General features: G+C 49.8%; 18 protein-coding genes. 9 read left to right on the top strand and 9 right to left on the bottom strand.

The window, feature by feature from the left end; translation table 11 throughout:
• Nucleotides 1-269: 269 nt before the first annotated feature.
• Nucleotides 270-1,223: an asparagine synthetase A gene (locus tag I0P70_RS21030; RefSeq protein WP_196121107.1), complete on the bottom strand. Its 954-nt coding sequence runs from the start codon at nucleotides 1,221-1,223 to the stop codon at nucleotides 270-272.
• Between the two features lie 154 nt (nucleotides 1,224-1,377).
• Here I0P70_RS21030 and I0P70_RS21035 point away from each other — a divergent pair, with 154 nt between their 5' ends.
• Nucleotides 1,378-1,842 carry an Lrp/AsnC ligand binding domain-containing protein gene (locus I0P70_RS21035; RefSeq protein ID WP_196121108.1) on the top strand — a complete coding sequence of 155 codons (465 nt, stop codon included), beginning with the start codon at nucleotides 1,378-1,380 and terminating at the stop codon, nucleotides 1,840-1,842.
• Nucleotides 1,843-1,929: 87 nt separating this feature from the next.
• Here I0P70_RS21035 and I0P70_RS21040 read toward each other — a convergent pair whose 3' ends face one another.
• The 3 genes from I0P70_RS21040 to sdaAA form a co-directional block, all read right to left on the bottom strand.
• Nucleotides 1,930-3,186: a pyridoxal phosphate-dependent aminotransferase gene (locus I0P70_RS21040; protein WP_196121109.1), complete on the bottom strand. Its 1,257-nt coding sequence runs from the start codon at nucleotides 3,184-3,186 to the stop codon at nucleotides 1,930-1,932.
• A 73-nt stretch (nucleotides 3,187-3,259) separates the two neighbouring features.
• A complete protein-coding gene (locus tag I0P70_RS21045) occupies nucleotides 3,260-4,435 on the bottom strand; it encodes a DUF4407 domain-containing protein (RefSeq protein ID WP_196121110.1) in 1,176 nt (391 codons plus the stop codon).
• A 373-nt stretch (nucleotides 4,436-4,808) separates the two neighbouring features.
• Nucleotides 4,809-5,726 (bottom strand): L-serine ammonia-lyase, iron-sulfur-dependent, subunit alpha, encoded by a 918-nt coding sequence (gene sdaAA, locus I0P70_RS21050; protein WP_196121111.1) that lies wholly within the window; start codon nucleotides 5,724-5,726, stop codon nucleotides 4,809-4,811.
• Nucleotides 5,727-5,930: 204 nt separating this feature from the next.
• On the opposite strand from sdaAA, the gene I0P70_RS21055 reads away from it, so the two are divergent.
• From I0P70_RS21055 to I0P70_RS21070, 4 genes are all read left to right on the top strand, one after another.
• On the top strand, nucleotides 5,931-6,218 hold the full coding sequence (locus I0P70_RS21055; RefSeq protein ID WP_196121112.1) for an acylphosphatase: 288 nt from the start codon (nucleotides 5,931-5,933) through the stop codon (nucleotides 6,216-6,218).
• 68 nt (nucleotides 6,219-6,286) lie between these two features.
• Nucleotides 6,287-7,402 carry a hypothetical protein gene (locus tag I0P70_RS21060; protein ID WP_196121113.1) on the top strand — a complete coding sequence of 372 codons (1,116 nt, stop codon included), beginning with the start codon at nucleotides 6,287-6,289 and terminating at the stop codon, nucleotides 7,400-7,402.
• 7 nt (nucleotides 7,403-7,409) lie between these two features.
• The gene (locus I0P70_RS21065) at nucleotides 7,410-7,961 is read left to right on the top strand and encodes a Crp/Fnr family transcriptional regulator (RefSeq protein WP_196121114.1); all 552 of its coding nucleotides are present in this window, start codon (nucleotides 7,410-7,412) and stop codon (nucleotides 7,959-7,961) included.
• A gap of 86 nt (nucleotides 7,962-8,047) precedes the next feature.
• Nucleotides 8,048-8,605, top strand: coding sequence for a DinB family protein (locus I0P70_RS21070; protein WP_230392342.1), 558 nt, complete (start codon nucleotides 8,048-8,050; stop codon nucleotides 8,603-8,605).
• Between the two features lie 26 nt (nucleotides 8,606-8,631).
• On the opposite strand, the gene I0P70_RS21075 is transcribed toward I0P70_RS21070, so the two are convergent.
• Complete coding sequence (locus I0P70_RS21075; protein ID WP_196121116.1) at nucleotides 8,632-9,312, bottom strand: hypothetical protein; 681 nt, start codon at nucleotides 9,310-9,312, stop codon at nucleotides 8,632-8,634.
• 24 nt (nucleotides 9,313-9,336) lie between these two features.
• Nucleotides 9,337-9,957 (bottom strand): hypothetical protein, encoded by a 621-nt coding sequence (locus tag I0P70_RS21080; protein WP_230392343.1) that lies wholly within the window; start codon nucleotides 9,955-9,957, stop codon nucleotides 9,337-9,339.
• Nucleotides 9,958-10,182: 225 nt separating this feature from the next.
• On the opposite strand from I0P70_RS21080, the gene I0P70_RS21085 reads away from it, so the two are divergent.
• Nucleotides 10,183-10,809 carry a YitT family protein gene (locus I0P70_RS21085; protein WP_196121118.1) on the top strand — a complete coding sequence of 209 codons (627 nt, stop codon included), beginning with the start codon at nucleotides 10,183-10,185 and terminating at the stop codon, nucleotides 10,807-10,809.
• 160 nt (nucleotides 10,810-10,969) lie between these two features.
• Here I0P70_RS21085 and I0P70_RS21090 read toward each other — a convergent pair whose 3' ends face one another.
• Nucleotides 10,970-12,382 (bottom strand): thioredoxin-like domain-containing protein, encoded by a 1,413-nt coding sequence (locus I0P70_RS21090; RefSeq protein WP_196121119.1) that lies wholly within the window; start codon nucleotides 12,380-12,382, stop codon nucleotides 10,970-10,972.
• A 205-nt stretch (nucleotides 12,383-12,587) separates the two neighbouring features.
• Here I0P70_RS21090 and I0P70_RS21095 point away from each other — a divergent pair, with 205 nt between their 5' ends.
• The 3 genes from I0P70_RS21095 to I0P70_RS21105 all read left to right on the top strand — a co-directional run bounded on the left by I0P70_RS21095 (nucleotide 12,588) and on the right by I0P70_RS21105 (nucleotide 14,466).
• Nucleotides 12,588-13,073: an NADH-quinone oxidoreductase subunit A gene (locus I0P70_RS21095; RefSeq protein WP_196121120.1), complete on the top strand. Its 486-nt coding sequence runs from the start codon at nucleotides 12,588-12,590 to the stop codon at nucleotides 13,071-13,073.
• Nucleotides 13,074-13,145: 72 nt separating this feature from the next.
• Complete coding sequence (nuoB, locus tag I0P70_RS21100; RefSeq protein WP_196121121.1) at nucleotides 13,146-13,784, top strand: NADH-quinone oxidoreductase subunit NuoB; 639 nt, start codon at nucleotides 13,146-13,148, stop codon at nucleotides 13,782-13,784.
• 82 nt (nucleotides 13,785-13,866) lie between these two features.
• Nucleotides 13,867-14,466: an NADH-quinone oxidoreductase subunit C gene (locus I0P70_RS21105; RefSeq protein WP_196121122.1), complete on the top strand. Its 600-nt coding sequence runs from the start codon at nucleotides 13,867-13,869 to the stop codon at nucleotides 14,464-14,466.
• Nucleotides 14,467-14,478: 12 nt separating this feature from the next.
• Here the strand turns inward: I0P70_RS21105 and I0P70_RS21110 are convergent, their stop codons facing one another.
• A complete protein-coding gene (locus I0P70_RS21110; protein WP_196121123.1) occupies nucleotides 14,479-14,931 on the bottom strand; it encodes a GNAT family N-acetyltransferase in 453 nt (150 codons plus the stop codon).
• A 46-nt stretch (nucleotides 14,932-14,977) separates the two neighbouring features.
• Nucleotides 14,978-15,658 carry a 2'-5' RNA ligase family protein gene (locus I0P70_RS21115; protein ID WP_196121124.1) on the bottom strand — a complete coding sequence of 227 codons (681 nt, stop codon included), beginning with the start codon at nucleotides 15,656-15,658 and terminating at the stop codon, nucleotides 14,978-14,980.
• Nucleotides 15,659-15,848: the final 190 nt, after the last annotated feature.

The raw sequence follows: 15,848 nt of genomic DNA on the forward strand, positions 1-15,848 counted from the left end.
CACTGTTTGAGCGTTCAGCGAGTTTGGAGCGTCTTGATTTTTTTGCTTACTTTTTTCATCAAGGAAAAAAGTAAGGCCCGCCCGGCCAGGGCAAAAGCCAGCTATGTAATAGCAAAATCACTATACCTACAACCGCTACTACGCCAGTAGCAAACTATACCTTATTAAACATAAAAGGCCTGCAAACTCAGCGTTGCAGGCCTTTTACGTTCCATTATCCGCTTGGTCCCCCAAGCTACTATTATTACCGTCGTCCATACGCTATACCTTTAAAAAATGGCCGGCGTGCATGGCTTGCGCGAAAACACAGTTACTTCGTCCACATCCTTCAGTCGGCAGATGAAACGCGTCATACGCTCCACACCGAATCCGGCTCCGGCAGTTTTAGGCAATAAACCTGATTTGGCAACCTCCAAATAATGCTTAAAAGTCTCTTGGCTGGTGCCGACCTCGTCCATACGCTTCAGTATCTGCTGGTGCTCATGCTCACGCTCAGCGCCTGACAATCCTTCGCCAAATCCTTCTGGCCAAATCACATCGTAGTTTAAATAGGTGCCGCGGCGAGTCGGATCTTCTTTATCATAGAATTCACGCTTGTGGTTCACCAGCCAAAACGGCTCCGCTGCCTCTTCTGACTTAATCTTTTCATAGTCCGGGCCAAGGGCGGCTTCTAGCTTTTCGGTGCGGAAAACCGACCATTTTTCGTACTGTGGCAGCAACTCACCGCGCAACTCGATCAGGAGCTCAGGGATTTCCTTGTTTAGGCGGGCGAAAATGTAGTTGACCAGTTCTTCCATAAACTCCATCACAAAGAAGCGATCTTTGCCGCGAAACTCGAAGTCTACCTGCGTGAACTCGAACAAGTGACGGCCTGTATCGGCGCGGTCTGAGAACTCGAGCCGCACGTTGGGCGACACAATGTATAGGCTCTCTAGCTCAGGGTTTACTAAAGCCAGCTGTTTGTGAAAGATCATCGACTTGGTCAAGCTCCAGCGTTGGTCGGCATAACCGATGGAGGCGTCTACTACTCCATGGTTGAGCGGGTCGGTGATGGGAGATAGCATGAGCGGCATCAGCTGCGTCAGGCCTTTTTTGAACATGAAGTCGTGTGTGGCACGGATAATCCCCTGCTGTACCTTGAGTACCTTCGGCAAAGAAGTGCGGCTCAGGTGCTTCATAGTAGTTTCCAGCACCGTGGGTTCTGTGAGTGTTTGCAATTCCATATTTTCTTTTTTTTAGTGAATTAATGTATTACAAACATAATTACTAGAAATGTATATTGAAAATTATTTAACATTTAAATACATTTGTTAAAAATTAAATAATATATAGTTTATATTTTTGACAAATAACCAAAACACAGGATAGATATCGGGAATGGATTTAAAAATTGATAAACTTGATCGTCAGATTCTGCACTTGCTGATGCAGAATGTCAACCGTGCATACACGGATATTGCCAAAGAACTCGGTGTTTCGGGGGGTACCATACACGTGCGCCTGAAGAAAATGACCGAGATGGGCATCGTGCAGGGAGCACAGTTACTGATCAATCCGGCTGCTATCGGTTATGACATCTGTGCCTTTATCGGCGTGTTTTTGGAGAAGGGTTCGGCTTATAAAGAGGTGGTAGAGAAGATGCGCGACATCCCTGAGATTGTAGAGCTGCATTACACCACGGGCTCCTACAGTATGTTCGTCAAGATCATCTGCCGCGACACGAAGCACCTGCGCGAAGTGCTCAACGAGAAAATGCAAGGTATAGCAGGCGTGCACCGCACCGAAACGTTCATCTCGCTGGAGGAAAGTATAAGCCGACAGATATCAGTAGGGGTTGAATAAGATATAACAGCAAAGCCGCCTCAAACTGATTGAAGGCGGCTTTGCTGTTATATAGGTTCAATAAATGGAGTGCCTTGCGGCATTATCTTACTTCAACATTCGCAGTGCTTCTCTCAACCTACCCAGTGAGTCTTTGATGCTCTCCAGCGAGGCACCTCCTACTGACAGACGGAACCAGCCCAAATCTGGCGCAGAGCCGAAGGCGGAGAATGGCACCACAGCTAATTTAGCTTCTTCCAGAATGTAGAAGCTGATGTCTTTGCTGGTCTGCAGTACCTGACCTGATGGCGTGGTTTTACCAGCTAAGTCGAGCTTGGCGGAGAGGTAGATGGCGCCCATCGGTTCAATGGCATCCACGTTGTACCCTTCTTTTTTCAGGTCTTTGAAGGCGTGGTAGAGCAGATCCAGACTCGCGCGCACATTGTGCTTGAACTCGTCCAGGAACACATCTACCGCATCTGTCTGGTGCAGGAATCGGGCTGTGGCCATTTGCTCGGCTTTTGGAGCCCAAGCCCCCACGTGACCAAGAATTGCCTTCATCTTATCAATGACCACCGTCGGGCCGAATGCATAGCCTACGCGCACACCTGTAGCGGCGAAGCACTTGGAAGTACCGTCGATGTAAATGGTATAGTCACGCAGTTCAGGGCGCAGGTTAACCGGGTCGTAATGCTGGTGCTCCCCGAAGGTCAGCATCCAGTAGATCTGGTCGTAAAGGATGTAGAGTGGCTTTTCTCCTGCTCCTCGGCTCTTGTTTTCGGCGACCACCAGGTCGCAGATGTCTTCCAGGTCTTTTCTGGAGAACATCGTGCCAGTCGGGTTGAGCGGAGAGCAGAGGGCCAGCATGGTAGCACCTTTCAGTTGAGAAGCTACATCAGCCGCAGTCGGCATGAAATTGTTGTCCGGACTCGTTTCCACCATCACCGGCGTGGCACTGGACAGATGGCAATAATGGTTGTTGTTCCACGACGGCGTCGGGAAAACCACTTTGTCACCCGGGTCTACAAGGGCCAGGTAGGTCGCGTAAATCAGCGGTCGTGAGCCGCCGGCTACCAGAATATCGTTCTCAGAGTAAGTCAGGCCTAACCGGTCGCGGGTGAAGTCGGCTACGGCTTTGCGCAGCACGGCCACCCCATTGGCCGGCGGGTAATTCGTATGTCCTTCGGCGTAGGCCTCGGCAATGCCAGCCCGCAGTTCGCCAGGTATAGGAAAAATCTTTGGGTCGAAGTCGCCGATGGTAAGGTTGCAGATTTGCTCGCCTTTCGCAATCATTGCGTTTACTTCACCGGCCAGCTTGATGATCTCAGAGCCGATGAGGTTTTGGGCCATTCTTGAAACGGTCATGCGCCTGTGTGTTAGTACGCAACAAGATACTAACTTCTGGAAAAAGTACGTCGCTTGCGGAACACAAAAAAGCTTACCACTTATAATAGCTGCTCTCCTCGCCATCATTCAGGATGTCGGCGGCAGTGTTTGGGCTGCGGCTGATATCGGCCAGCTTGCGTTCGCGCCACACGGCTGCTGATTCGCGGACTACATCCAGATGTGCATCAGACTTTATGCGCTCTTCTTCGCGCTTGGCTTCGATCTCAAACTCCTGACGGGCTGCAAACTTTGCTTCAGCTACAGCCTGGCGAGTGTCGTACTGTTTCTGACGCTCCTGCACCCGATGCATTTCCTGCGTCGTGCGCTCGTGCTCCAGCCCTTTGAGGATGTCATCATAAGGTCCTTTGCTAGTGATCAGTTTCGTAAAAATAGGCGCCGTTTCCAGGCATATGAACAGCAGCGTAATAAAAAATACCGGCAGCCATGGCAACTGGTTCAGGGCATCGATTCTGGCCATCAGGCCATCGTAGTTTGAGAAGCTTTCCTGTCCTTCCGACACGGTACTGTCATACTGCTTCATCAGGTCGGCAATGCGCTGCTCTTTCACAAGGATCCTATCGGCGGCACTGGCCTGCAGCAGCTTAAGCTCTTCGTCGACTTTGTCATACTGTTGCTTTTTTTCTTCATAGATGGGTCCCCGGCCTATTTTACCTGTACCGCCAGTACCATCGGCCTCTGCTGCTACCATTTCGTAGAGCTTATTCCGCTCCTGCACTTTGGCTTCCACTTCGGCCCGTATACCTGCAATCTCCGACTTCACAGAGTCCACCTCGGCAAACTGCTTGTTCACCAAGGCTTTGTGCTGAATCGCCAACTCTGCCTGCTTTTCTTTCAGAACGGCCTGTATCTCTTTGTCGAATATCTTCAGCTCCAGTGGTTTGGAAATAACCACGGCCAGCACCAGCGCCAGCAAAATTCGGGGCGTCACCATCAGCAGTTCTCGCCAGAACTTGCCTTCTTTGCGGATGGTGGAAACGATAAAGCGGTCGAGATTGAAGATAACGGCACCCCAAAGCAAACCAAAGGCCACGGCCATAGGCACAGCATCGAACACCGTATAGAGGGCATAACCACCCGATATACTGGCCAGCACACCTGTAAATAAAACGGTGGCACCGACACCAGCATATTTTATGTGCTCCGACTTAGAGCACTTCTCAAGAATCGTATCGTCGGCACCGGCGCACCACCAAAAGAATTTCTTCATGTAAACTTCCTGTACAGGTTAAAGCTGAGGCAAAGGCAGCTTGCAATACTAACGTGCAACTTACTGACTTCTATACATTTGCCATTCAAAATGTGACGAAACACCTTCAAAATGTGATGAACTGTATCGTTACTGCGGCAACAACAGCCCGAGCTGCTTAAGTTCAACTGCTTTCGGCTACTCCAGGCCTTTGTTAGGTACCTAAAGCAGGTATAGAAAATGGTCAGCCTGCCGGCTTAAGTGAATAGCCATGCAGCAGGGCTAGCAGTTCCAAAATGCAGGTATGGCAGGTATAGCAACAAAAAAGGCAGCGACCTCTCCAGTCACTGCCTTTTTCTATTGATCGAGCTACAAAAGAGCTCCCTCTATAAACTTAAACTCCTTCGCTGTTTTCGTCTTCATCCGGCAGAATCTCCACATCCTGCACCAACACGAACTTCTCTATTTCACGTGCTCTTGGAGTATTGGCCAATCCGCCGAGGGCTGTCTCTTTATATTTGCGTTCCATGCTTTCGCCTACTTCGCCGAGGGCCGCCACGCACTGGTCAACCGGAATAACAGCATTCACACCGGCAATGGCCAACTGCGAAGAAGAGTAGGCGATAGCAGCCGCACTGGCGTTGCGTACAATGCAGGGCACTTCAACCAGGCCTGCCACCGGGTCGCATACCAGCCCCAGCATACACTGTATGGTAATGGCCACTGCCGTGAATACCTGCTCCACGTTGCCGCCCAGGCAGTACACAATGGCACCTGCCGCCATGGCTGCCGCACTACCTGTCTCAGCCTGGCAACCGCCTACGGCTCCAGCCAGTGAGGCGTTCTGCTCGATGATGAGGGCTATACCTGCTGCTACCAACAGGCCTTCGTGAATCTTGCGGTCTTCGAGTCCGTGTAGTTCCTGCAGGGTAGTCAATGTGCCTGGCAGTATACCAGAGGCACCTGCAGTCGGAGCGGCTACCACACGTCCCATGCACGAGTTCACCTCTTTGGCGCCCAGCGCACGCGACACCAGCATCTGAAACTCCGGCGACAGCACTGTTACCGGCGACTTGGCTACTTTCTTGGCGCTGTTGTTCACCATGCCCGAGCGGGAAGTCATGTCTTCGGTGAGGCCGGTTTGCACGGCATCCTTCATCACCTCGTATGCCTTAGCGATGTTCTCCCAGATAAACTCCTCGGTGCGGCCTTTCTGTTCTACTTCGTACTCCAGCACAGGCTGGTATAGTGGTTCGCCGGTCTCAGCGCAATGCTTTTCCCAGCTCTTAAAATCATTGAATAGTAATGACATATCGTATGGCTTAAATCTGCCCTGCGGCTAACCGCGAGGGGGCGTTAAAGATACTCTAAATTTCAGGAATCAGCTAAAACTCCTGCTCCATTTGATAACACGGCTTCCGGGGTTAATCGTTCTGTTTCGACTGCTACACCTGCTTACCTCAACCTATACCTGTCGCCTCCGTTTTTCTGAGTGAACAAGCGATATCTATACCTGATGGAAAACAAAGACAAGAAGCGTGTGGCCATGCGTATACATGGCCGGGTACAAGGCGTATTTTTCAGAGCCAGCACCCAAGGCAAAGCATTGGAGCTAGGCCTGTACGGCTTTGTGCAGAACGAACCCGACGGCACCGTATACCTGGAGGCGGAGGGAAAGCCCGAAGCACTAAAACAACTGGAGGAATGGGCGCACCAAGGCCCAGACAGGGCTCGAGTAGAGAAAGTGGAGGTAGAGGAAAAGGAGGGGCTGAAGGGGTTTGATCGGTTTGAGCAGAGGAGGTAAAAAACACCGATTTTACATTAAAATCTATATATTATTGTATACTTTCACATTAGACAATAATTTTAGATATGGCATACTTTGTAAATCTATTCTCACCTGATACGCTTGAAGCTTTTAATAAATCTGACCAGACCATATCAGGTTTTAGAGAAGGCCAAAGATCCGCTGCCTCTAAAATTAAGGTTGGGGATAGGTTTATTTGTTATGTAACAAGGCTATCAAGATGGATTGGCATACTTGAGGTTACAGATAAGTTTTTTGTAGATGACTCTCCAATCTTTCTAACCGAGGATGACCCATTCATACTGAGATTCAAAGTCAAGCCTCTAGTATGGTTACCCTTGAATTTAGCTGTCCCAATCTATGAAGACATTTGCTGGGAAAATCTCACATTCACTGCTGATCAAGAAAAAACAAGTAGTAAATGGACGAGCATGGTCCGAGGCAGCTTGAGAAAATTCGATGATACTGACGGACAGTTTTTAGAACAGTTGCTTTATAAACAGACTCAAAAGCCTACTAGTTTTCCTTTAAGCGATAGCGATAAAAAGAAGTCGAAAGGACCTACTGTAAAAACACAGCATAATAAGAAAGTTACTGTATCTATTCCTGAAAATGACGAGGCGCCTGTTTCTACAGAACAACCTTCACAATCTCGCGATTCTATAAAAATTCAAGGCTTACTTGCTGGTATTGGTGAGCGTATGAATTATAAAATCTGGATTCCCAAGAACGATAGAAGTAGAGTTCTTGAGGTTTGGAGCCCAATTAAACAAAACTCTGTATTACAGGATCTTCCGCTTAACTATGATAGCGCCACTTTAAAGACTATTGAGAATATTGATATACTTTGGATTAAAGGACGATCTATAATCAGAGCATTTGAAGTGGAGCATACTACTTCGATTTACTCCGGTATCTTAAGAATGGCCGATTTAATGGCTCTTCAACCCAACCTGAAAATCCAGGCACATATTGTAGCTCCAAATGAGAGAAAAGAAAAGGTTCTGCAGGAAATTACCCGCCCTGTTTTTACTTTTTTAGAAAGCGGACCGTTATCAGAGTCTTGTACATTTATTTCTTATGATTCAGTCGAAGAACTTGCTGAAGAGAAAAGATTAGAATATATGACAGACGCTGTTTTAGAAGAATTTTCTGAGGTGGCAGAAGACTCATATTTTTAAATTCCCCATGCCCCTCTCCCTCCTCAGCCAAATTCCATACCTCACCCCCGACGACATAGCTGCTTTCCTGCCGCTGTGGAAGAAGAAGGTGCTGCTGAATAGGTATGACTTCCTGATACGGCAAGGGCAGGTGGAGCAGGGGCTATACCTTGTCGCGAGTGGGGCGCTGCGCATTTACTACCCGCTGCCTGACGAGGATATTTGCGTGGGCTTCGGCTACCCCCATACCTTGCTGGTGTCATTCCCGTCATTTGTCGATGGCAAACCTTCCGACTACTACATACAGGCCCTCAAAAAAAGTGAACTGTTAGGTATAAGCAAGACCGATCTGGTGCAGTTGATAGAGCAGCGGCCGAACATCAGGCGCTTCTGGTACGAGCAGCTTGAAAAGGCACTGGTTGGCAAGATAGAGCGGGAAGTGGACCTGCTGTTGCCGGAACCGGAGCAGCGCCTGCAGCGTGTCATGCAGCGGAGCCCTCACCTTTTCCAGCATATCCCCAAAAAGTACATCGCCTCATACCTGCGCATGTCCCCCGAAACACTGAGCCGGATTAGGTAGCTGCTTCGTAAATCTTGACGCTCATCAAGGATTGGGTTTAAGCCGTGCTGTACCTTTGATGCGTACAATATAAAACGATGAATGCTATGAATGCCTTAGACCAAATCTCCCGCACTGTCGAAAATCAGAAGCAAACTGTTGTTGCTGCTTTTGTGCCACTGGAGCTTTCCCTCCTCAACTTCAAACCTGCTCCCGACAGCTGGAGCGTACTTGAATGCCTGGAGCACCTGAACCGCTACAGTCGCTACTACAACCCGGCACTGGCAAAGGCCATTGCGACAAATTCTGATGACAAGCCTGAGCAGACAATCAGCTATAGCTGGCTCGGCAAGAAGTCGCTGGATATGGTGCGGCCGGACAATGTCAAGAAAAGCAAGACCGTGCGCCACATGAACCCTAACAACAGCCAACTGGGTCGCCAGACGCTGGAGGAGTTTCTGGACCACCAAACCGAACTGCTACAGCTCCTTAACAAAGCCAAAAACACCAACCTGAATAAAAAGGCTATACCTGTTGAGTTCTTCAAACTGATGAAGCTGCGCATTGGAGAGACGCTGGAGTTTGTGGCCCTGCACCAGGAGCGGCATCTGCAGCAAGCCCTGAATGTAAAAAAGCAGCTACCCGTCAATCAGGCAGCTGCTTAAATTCCCTTAACAAACTTTACGAAAGCCTACAGCGAGTTATAGTAGGCAACCAGTTTGGCCATGTCGCTGTCGTCGCGCAGGTTCAGCGCATTTGATTTGATGTAAGTCTCCAGGTAGTCTTTTTTGTCAGGTATGGCAGAGAGCAGGGAGTTTTTCGACTTCTTCACTTTTACTGCCTTGTCGCCCACTGCGATGTAATAGTCTTCGCTTGCCTGCACTTCTCTGTCAATAGTGGCCGAGCTGTAGTGCTTGCGATCAAATATTTTTTTGGATGTGCGCTTCAAAAGCGACACCTGTCCATCAGCGAGTACTTCCATGAAAGCATTGGCCGACACCCCGTCGCCGCTATACCCTGAGCGGAAGGTACGCTCTACAGGCTGGTTGTTTTCGATATACCCTATCTTAAACTCCTGCACCGGCTCCAGCAGCTCCTTCACATCACCATTCTTCGCCTTGAAGATGATGGCGTCCTTCACCTGGTCATACATCAGGTCGATGCCCTGGTATACCGTGCCGCTCTTAAGCGTCAGGGTGCCTTTCGCCCATTCTTTGTGCAGGTACGGTGAGCCTATCATGGTGATGGTGTTGTACTCGTGCACCGGACGGGCCTCCATGTCGTTGGTATGCGTGAACTGCGCGTGCGCCTGCAGGCTAAAGCAACAGCCGATCAGCATCACTAAACCGAATCGTAAGAAGACAGCTTTCATAGGGCGTTTGTTTTTAAGTTAAAATTAAGATTCCAGATTATTATAGTACGCTACCAGCTTGGCCATGTCCTGCTCCTGCCTCAGGTCCAGGCGATTGGCTTTCACATACGCTTCAAGTTCAGACTGCCTGTTGCCTATGGCCTTGATCAGCGACTTCTTGTCCTTTTTCAGCTTCGTCAGTTTTCCCTCTCTGTTGGCCAGGTAGTAACTTTCCTGCGCCACGATGGACTTCACTTTGGTCGCAGAGCTATAAGGCACCTCTTCATACACCCGTTTGGTTGTTCGCTTCAAAAGCTGTGTGGGGCCATCGGCCAGTACTTCATAAAAAGCATCTAAAGGCGTAGCATCAATGGATTCATATCCTCTCATGAACAAGCGCTTCATCAGCTCAAATTCCACGACAGGCTGTAAAAACAACTGCGCCTCTCCTTTCTTGTTACTGAACATAAGCTCATCTGCAACCTGGTCATACTTCAGCCGAACGCCGATGTACTCTTTCCCGTCTTCCAGCTTCACCCAGCCCTCCTGCCATTCGTCATCCAGATAAGGCGAGCCCTTCACATCCAGGTACTGCTTTGCCATAATGGGGCGGCCCATGTAGTCGACTATCTCGGTTTGAGCAAATGCTCCGGAACCAAGCAGCAAACAAAAACAACAAGTATACGCCCACCTCAACATCATAATTGCTCTATCAACTTATTAATAAGACTTTTCAGTCTTTGAATATAATACTTATTTGTTAAATCTGGTAATCACCCACTACAATATGTATTTGGCTCCCTGGCCTCGTTCTTATTGCGGCCAAAATTAACTTTCTTGCACTTGATTTTGTTCTAACCCGGCTCCTGCTATGAACAGGGCCACCAGATTATGCGCGAAAAAGTAGTTAGTTATAGTTTTTTCTTTTTTGGATTGCTGCTGTTCGGCTTTGCCAATGCCATTGCCGTGAAGGTGAAGTACCTGGGTCTGCACCCCTGGGAGGTGCTCAATGTGGCGCTGTTTCAACAGATCGGCTTTACGATTGGTACCTGGAGCGTAATTGTGGGATTATTCTTCGTGGCTATTTCGTGGTTCATCAACCGCAAATATATTAACGTGGGCACCTTCCTCAACGCGCTTCTTGTAGGGCCGTTCATGGACATGTTCCTTTGGCTCGACATCCTGCCATCGGCCACCAATACGCCACTCGACTACCTGAACCTGGCTGTATCAGTGGTGATAGCAGGTATAGCCGGTGGAATGTATGTTGCAGGTGGTATGGGCGCTGGTCCGCGCGATGGGTTCATGCTGGCTTTGTCGGAGCGGGTCAACTTGTCTGTCAGCCGCACCCGCATCATGGTAGAGTGCCTGATCCTGGGTATAGGCTATATGCTGGGCGGCCCGATCTTTATCGCCACGTTCTTATATACCTTTATCATGAGCCCAATCTTCCAGGTGACGCTCCGCTTCTTCCAGAAAATGCGCAACAACCTGATCGAGGCGAAAGTGACGGTATAGGTATAACTGCCCATGCACGATTTGGACAAGATTGCTGGTGCATGATTCGGACAGGTCGCGACCTGTCCCTACGGAAACTGCCCTGCTGCGTAGCAATACGACGTTACGGTGTAACGTCGCTACAAGCATAACTTTTCTAACTTTCTAACTTCCAGACTTTCTAACTCAGACTCACTTCTTCTTTCGCTCCTGTGTTCAGGTCGATTTGGTAGAGTTGGTGGCTGTTGGTGCTGGTGACCCAAAGATGGCCGTTCAGGTATAGCAGGTCATTGGGTTCGTGCAAGCCGTCCGTCAGGGTGCGGACGCGGTGCCGTTCCATGTCGAGCACTTTAATCTTGCCATTGTAGGTGTCGGCGATGTACACGTCGCTGTCTATCACTTCAAGACCTACGCAGTGCTGCAACAGGGCATCGTCCACGTCGCCATCCACATCCCCAAAATCAAACAGCCCACGGCCAAGCGGGGTGAGCACCATGCCGGTCTTGAGGTTGACGGTGCGGATGGCACTGGCTTCTGCATCGGCCACGTAGAGCACCTCGCCCCGAATAGAGAGTCCGCTGGGCTGGTTGAAGGCCGCTTCGTCCAGCAGGCCGTCGGTAAGGGCTTCGCGGCCACTTCCGGCAAAGCGGTATACCTGCTCGGTTTCCAGGTCCATGCGCAGGATCTGGTGATTGCCGGCATTAGCAATGAACATGCTGCGCCCGTGTATGAGCAGGTCCCAGGGGCTATTGGGGTTCACAGGCTCCTGCCGCTTGTCGTCATGAAAGTAGTACTCCAGCTCTCCGGTACCGGCGGCGGTGCTCACCATGCGGTGCTGCAGGTCCACTTTGCGGATGGCGTTGTTCTTGGCATCGGCTACATAAAGCACATCGCCCTGCAAAGCCAAACCATGTGGTTCGTTGAAGGTAGCATCTGCGTAACCGCCATTAAGAAAACCCCTTTCTCCACTGCCGATCACTTCGAGCACCTGTCCCTGCTGGCTTAGCTTCAGGATGCGGTTGTGCCCGCTGTCAGACAGGTATAGGTTGCCCTCTGCGTCGCTGATCAGTTTGGAGGGAAAGGAGAGTATACCAGAGTCGGGAGCCTCAGGCTGCACAGGTATAGGCGTTTGGTTGAGCTCGTCTATAAACTCCTCTTTCATGCGCTGGATGTAAGGCCGCACTGTATCGTACACGCCCTCTCCGGCATGCTGCCCTACTACCTTGCCATTCGGGTCGATGAGCACCGTAGTAGGCCACGCCCGCACACCGTACTGGTTCCAGATGGCAAAGTCGGCGTCGTTTACCACCGGGTGCTCTACCCCGAATTTCTGGATAGCCTGCCGGATGGTTTCGGTCTGCTTTTCAGCATCGAACTTGGCGGAGTGTATACCGATCACCACCATCACATCGGCAAACTCATCCTCCAGCCGCTTCAGGTCCGGCACGATGTGCTGACAGTTGATGCAGCCAAAGGTCCAGAAGTCCAGCAACACGATTTTGCCTCTGAAGTCCTTGATAGACCAGCTCCGGTCGGTGTTGAGCCAGCCGTGCGGCGTATTGATCTCTGGTGCATTGACGCGTCCGGTTAACATAGCGCAATTTGGTTTAGGTATAGTGGATTATCTGGTACAGGCATAGGTCAGGAAAGGTTGTTTGTATAACGTCGGCAGGCGGCATTTGTATATGTATGCTGCAGATGACTTGTTATACCTGAATCCGGGCTTTGCCTGCAGCCAAAACAGCACTTATGCCAAGAAGTTATTTTATCGTAAATTTGTGTAAAACTGCTGCGGCGCTATGGAGGAAACCTACCTGTCTGATTTCGGAACGATCCTGCTTTTCCTGATTGGGGGAGCAATCTTTGTGGTGATCGGTCTGTTTACCGCCAGGCTTATCCGCCCCAGCAGACCTAACCCCGAAAAGCTGACGACTTATGAATCGGGCGAGGAGCCAATCGGCAACTCCTGGGTGCAGTTCAACCCGCGGTTTTATGTGGTGGCGCTTATCTTCATCATTTTCGATGTGGAGCTGGCCTTCCTGTTTCCATGGGCTACGGTGTTTGGTCGCCGCGACCTGATCGAGGCCACTGACGGTGTATGGGGCTGGTTTGCCCTGATCGAGATGTTCATTTTTATCGGTGTACTGGCGCTGGGCCTGGCTTACGCCTGGGTGAAAGGCCACCTCGACTGGATCAGACCCAAGCCTGTGGTACCGCAAAGCCGCTCCCGTATACCGAAGGAGGTATACCAGCGCTTGAACGAGCAGCGAAAAGCCAACAGCTAAAACAGTAAACCATCGTTAGCAAGCACAGATTTATTCATTACTCAGTAATTATTAATCATTAGACATTAACCATTGAACATTCCACAGGACAAGACAGGAGAAGGCGGTGTGATCGTCACCAAACTGGACGACCTGCTCAACTGGGCGCGACTGACTTCGCTGTTCCCGATGGGTTTTGGTCTGGCCTGTTGCGCCATCGAGATGATGGGGGCCTACGCCTCCGGCTACGACCTCGATCGCTTCGGCATCATACCGCGGGCCTCGCCTCGTCAGTCGGATGTGATGATCGTGGCTGGCACTGTCACCTTTAAGATGGCCGACCGTGTGCGCCGCCTCTACGAGCAGATGCCGGAGCCACGTTACGTGATCTCGATGGGCAGCTGCTCCAACTGCGGCGGCCCCTATTGGGAGCACGGTTACCATGTGGTGAAGGGTGTGGATCGCATTATACCTGTAGACGTATACGTACCCGGATGTCCGCCAAGACCGGAAGCACTGATCGGTGGCTTCCTGCGCCTGCAGGAGATCATCCGCCAGGAAACCATCCGCGAGCCTCGTGCCGTGCAGCAGATCATGGCAAAACGAATGGAAAAAGGAATGAATAATGAAGAATTAATAATGACTAATGAGGAGCCAAGAATGACTAATGAAGAATTAGGGATGAATAATGATCCATCAAAGCCGGATGATCAGCAAAACCCGATCGTTTAAAACAATCCGTCATTAATCACCACTTATTAAAGAATCATTACTCACTAATCATTACTCATTATTAATTACTCATTAAAAACCCATGCACTTCGGAGAGATAAAGGACTTTGTAGCAGCGCAGTTTGGTGCGGAGGTGATCGTATCGGAGCATGCCAATAACCTGCAGCCCTACCTGGTGCTTCAAACGGAGCGACTTGCGGAGGTATGCCTGGAGTTGCACGACAACGAAGCAACTTATTTCGACTTTCTCTCCAGCGTGACAGGTATAGACAACGGTCCCGAGGCCGGCACCATGGAAGTGGTGTATAATCTTTACTCTATACCTTACGACCACCACCTGATGCTCAAAGTGATCGTGCCTCGCAACAGCACTTCGGAGCAGCTTATACCTACTGTGCCGACCGTGAGCCACATCTGGCGCACCGCCGACTGGCAGGAGCGGGAGATCTTCGACCTGGTGGGTATCCTCTTCAAAGATCACCCCGACATGCGCCGCATACTCTGTGCCGCCGACTGGAAAGGCCACCCCCTCCGCAAAGATTACAAGCTACAGGACTACTACCACGGCATCAAAGTGCCTTACGACAACCATAATGAGTACAGCGGTTTCCGGGGTGAGCCAGTACAGCTGATTTCTTCAGAAGATCCGTTCGGTGATAAGCGGGAGAAGCCGGAGGCGTAGCAGGGCTAAAACTTAGATCACCATCTTCTCAAAGCACACACTATTCTCTACCCCGGCATACTGACCGTAATTGGGGAATAGCTGATAACCGTTCTTTTTGTAGAGGCTGATGGCTTCCGGCTGCTTCAGGCCGGTTTCTAGAATGCAGCGGGTATAGGAAAGCTCCCGTGCCCACCCCTCCAATTCGGCCAATACCTGGCTGGCTATACCTTTGCCTCGGCTGGCTGGCAGCACATACATGCGCTTCACTTCCATGGTACATGGCTCGTATGCTTTGATGGCGCCACAGCCCAGGGCTTTCCCGTCTTCATAAGCCAGCACGACATACTTTATCTTGTCGATCTTGTTGTACTGTGCATAAAAGGCGTGCTCTTCTCCATCCCGAATAGCCAGGTCTGCATCGAGCAATCTGACGAGCGCTACAAAGTCGGGATCATCTGAATCAGTTCTTTTCAGGTATAGCATGGGTTTGTTGAGGAGTTTACTGTGAGTGAAGTTCTGCAGCTTGCTATCACAGCTCAAATTTGCATAATGTTTTCACATATTCCTTCCGCTGATACCAGTCGTTGTATACTAACTCGATTGTGTTGACTGTGGATATGCCAAAGGAATGATCCCTGTGCTTCTCTACTACCTTTAAAAACTCGTCCTTATTTTTGAGTTTTTCCTTAAATCTGACTACTGTCGAGTGGGCTGTTTGTATGCTGTAGCGTTTGTCAATGGACTGCTCTAAACCCGAGTCCCGGAAATTACTTCTCAGGTTATCACGAAGCTGGCTAAGCGTATCATCCGCTAAAAACCCCTGCACCATCAGACAGGACGGAGAAGCAGTAAGCCCCTTGAATTCTACCTCAAAGGGACCCAACCCATGTATGCTTTTTCTTACAGTCTTTATGTAGTCTTCCACCCGAATCTGCCCCAAGCCGAAGCCATTATAACATGAAATGATTGACATCACGGTTACATGCAGATCCGAGTCCCGGTAAAAATACTGATTTGGTTCGATCAGTTTAAGCTTGGAGAGTAGCTTTTGAATCTCTCCTTTTACAACATCATCTGGCCTCAGTAAAAGGGTGATTCCGAATCTGTTGTCACTGGCAGCATCAATTAACTCGTCGATCTGATAAGCATCTGCCTGTATGCAGCGAATCGAATCCTGATACAGTTTATGATAATGCTCCTGTAGCTGCATGCGGCTAATTAGTATAGTAGTAGGTGATAGTAGGTTTTAGATCTATCGTTAGTGGTTTGTTACGTGCTGGCGTAGCCGAGCATTAAGGCTGAACTTTGTTGCACTAAACCTTCGGTAAAGGGTTTTAAAAAGCAGTGGATAAGCGTTACCTTTTGATTCAAATCTAACTCTTACATAAAGATGAAAAAAA

The organism is Pontibacter sp. FD36, assembly GCF_015686655.1.
Classification (GTDB): Bacteria; Bacteroidota; Bacteroidia; order Cytophagales; family Hymenobacteraceae; genus Pontibacter.

Coding starts and splice junctions, on each gene's coding strand:
- I0P70_RS21030 (WP_196121107.1), bottom strand. CDS start 1,223: ATGGAATTGCAAACACTCACAGAACCCACGGTGCTGGAAACTACTATG.
- I0P70_RS21035 (WP_196121108.1), top strand. CDS start 1,378: ATGGATTTAAAAATTGATAAACTTGATCGTCAGATTCTGCACTTGCTG.
- I0P70_RS21040 (WP_196121109.1), bottom strand. CDS start 3,186: ATGACCGTTTCAAGAATGGCCCAAAACCTCATCGGCTCTGAGATCATC.
- I0P70_RS21045 (WP_196121110.1), bottom strand. CDS start 4,435: ATGAAGAAATTCTTTTGGTGGTGCGCCGGTGCCGACGATACGATTCTT.
- sdaAA (WP_196121111.1), bottom strand. CDS start 5,726: ATGTCATTACTATTCAATGATTTTAAGAGCTGGGAAAAGCATTGCGCT.
- I0P70_RS21055 (WP_196121112.1), top strand. CDS start 5,931: ATGGAAAACAAAGACAAGAAGCGTGTGGCCATGCGTATACATGGCCGG.
- I0P70_RS21060 (WP_196121113.1), top strand. CDS start 6,287: ATGGCATACTTTGTAAATCTATTCTCACCTGATACGCTTGAAGCTTTT.
- I0P70_RS21065 (WP_196121114.1), top strand. CDS start 7,410: ATGCCCCTCTCCCTCCTCAGCCAAATTCCATACCTCACCCCCGACGAC.
- I0P70_RS21070 (WP_230392342.1), top strand. CDS start 8,048: ATGAATGCCTTAGACCAAATCTCCCGCACTGTCGAAAATCAGAAGCAA.
- I0P70_RS21075 (WP_196121116.1), bottom strand. CDS start 9,312: ATGAAAGCTGTCTTCTTACGATTCGGTTTAGTGATGCTGATCGGCTGT.
- I0P70_RS21085 (WP_196121118.1), top strand. CDS start 10,183: ATGCGCGAAAAAGTAGTTAGTTATAGTTTTTTCTTTTTTGGATTGCTG.
- I0P70_RS21090 (WP_196121119.1), bottom strand. CDS start 12,382: ATGTTAACCGGACGCGTCAATGCACCAGAGATCAATACGCCGCACGGC.
- I0P70_RS21095 (WP_196121120.1), top strand. CDS start 12,588: ATGGAGGAAACCTACCTGTCTGATTTCGGAACGATCCTGCTTTTCCTG.
- I0P70_RS21105 (WP_196121122.1), top strand. CDS start 13,867: ATGCACTTCGGAGAGATAAAGGACTTTGTAGCAGCGCAGTTTGGTGCG.
- I0P70_RS21110 (WP_196121123.1), bottom strand. CDS start 14,931: ATGCTATACCTGAAAAGAACTGATTCAGATGATCCCGACTTTGTAGCG.
- I0P70_RS21115 (WP_196121124.1), bottom strand. CDS start 15,658: ATGCAGCTACAGGAGCATTATCATAAACTGTATCAGGATTCGATTCGC.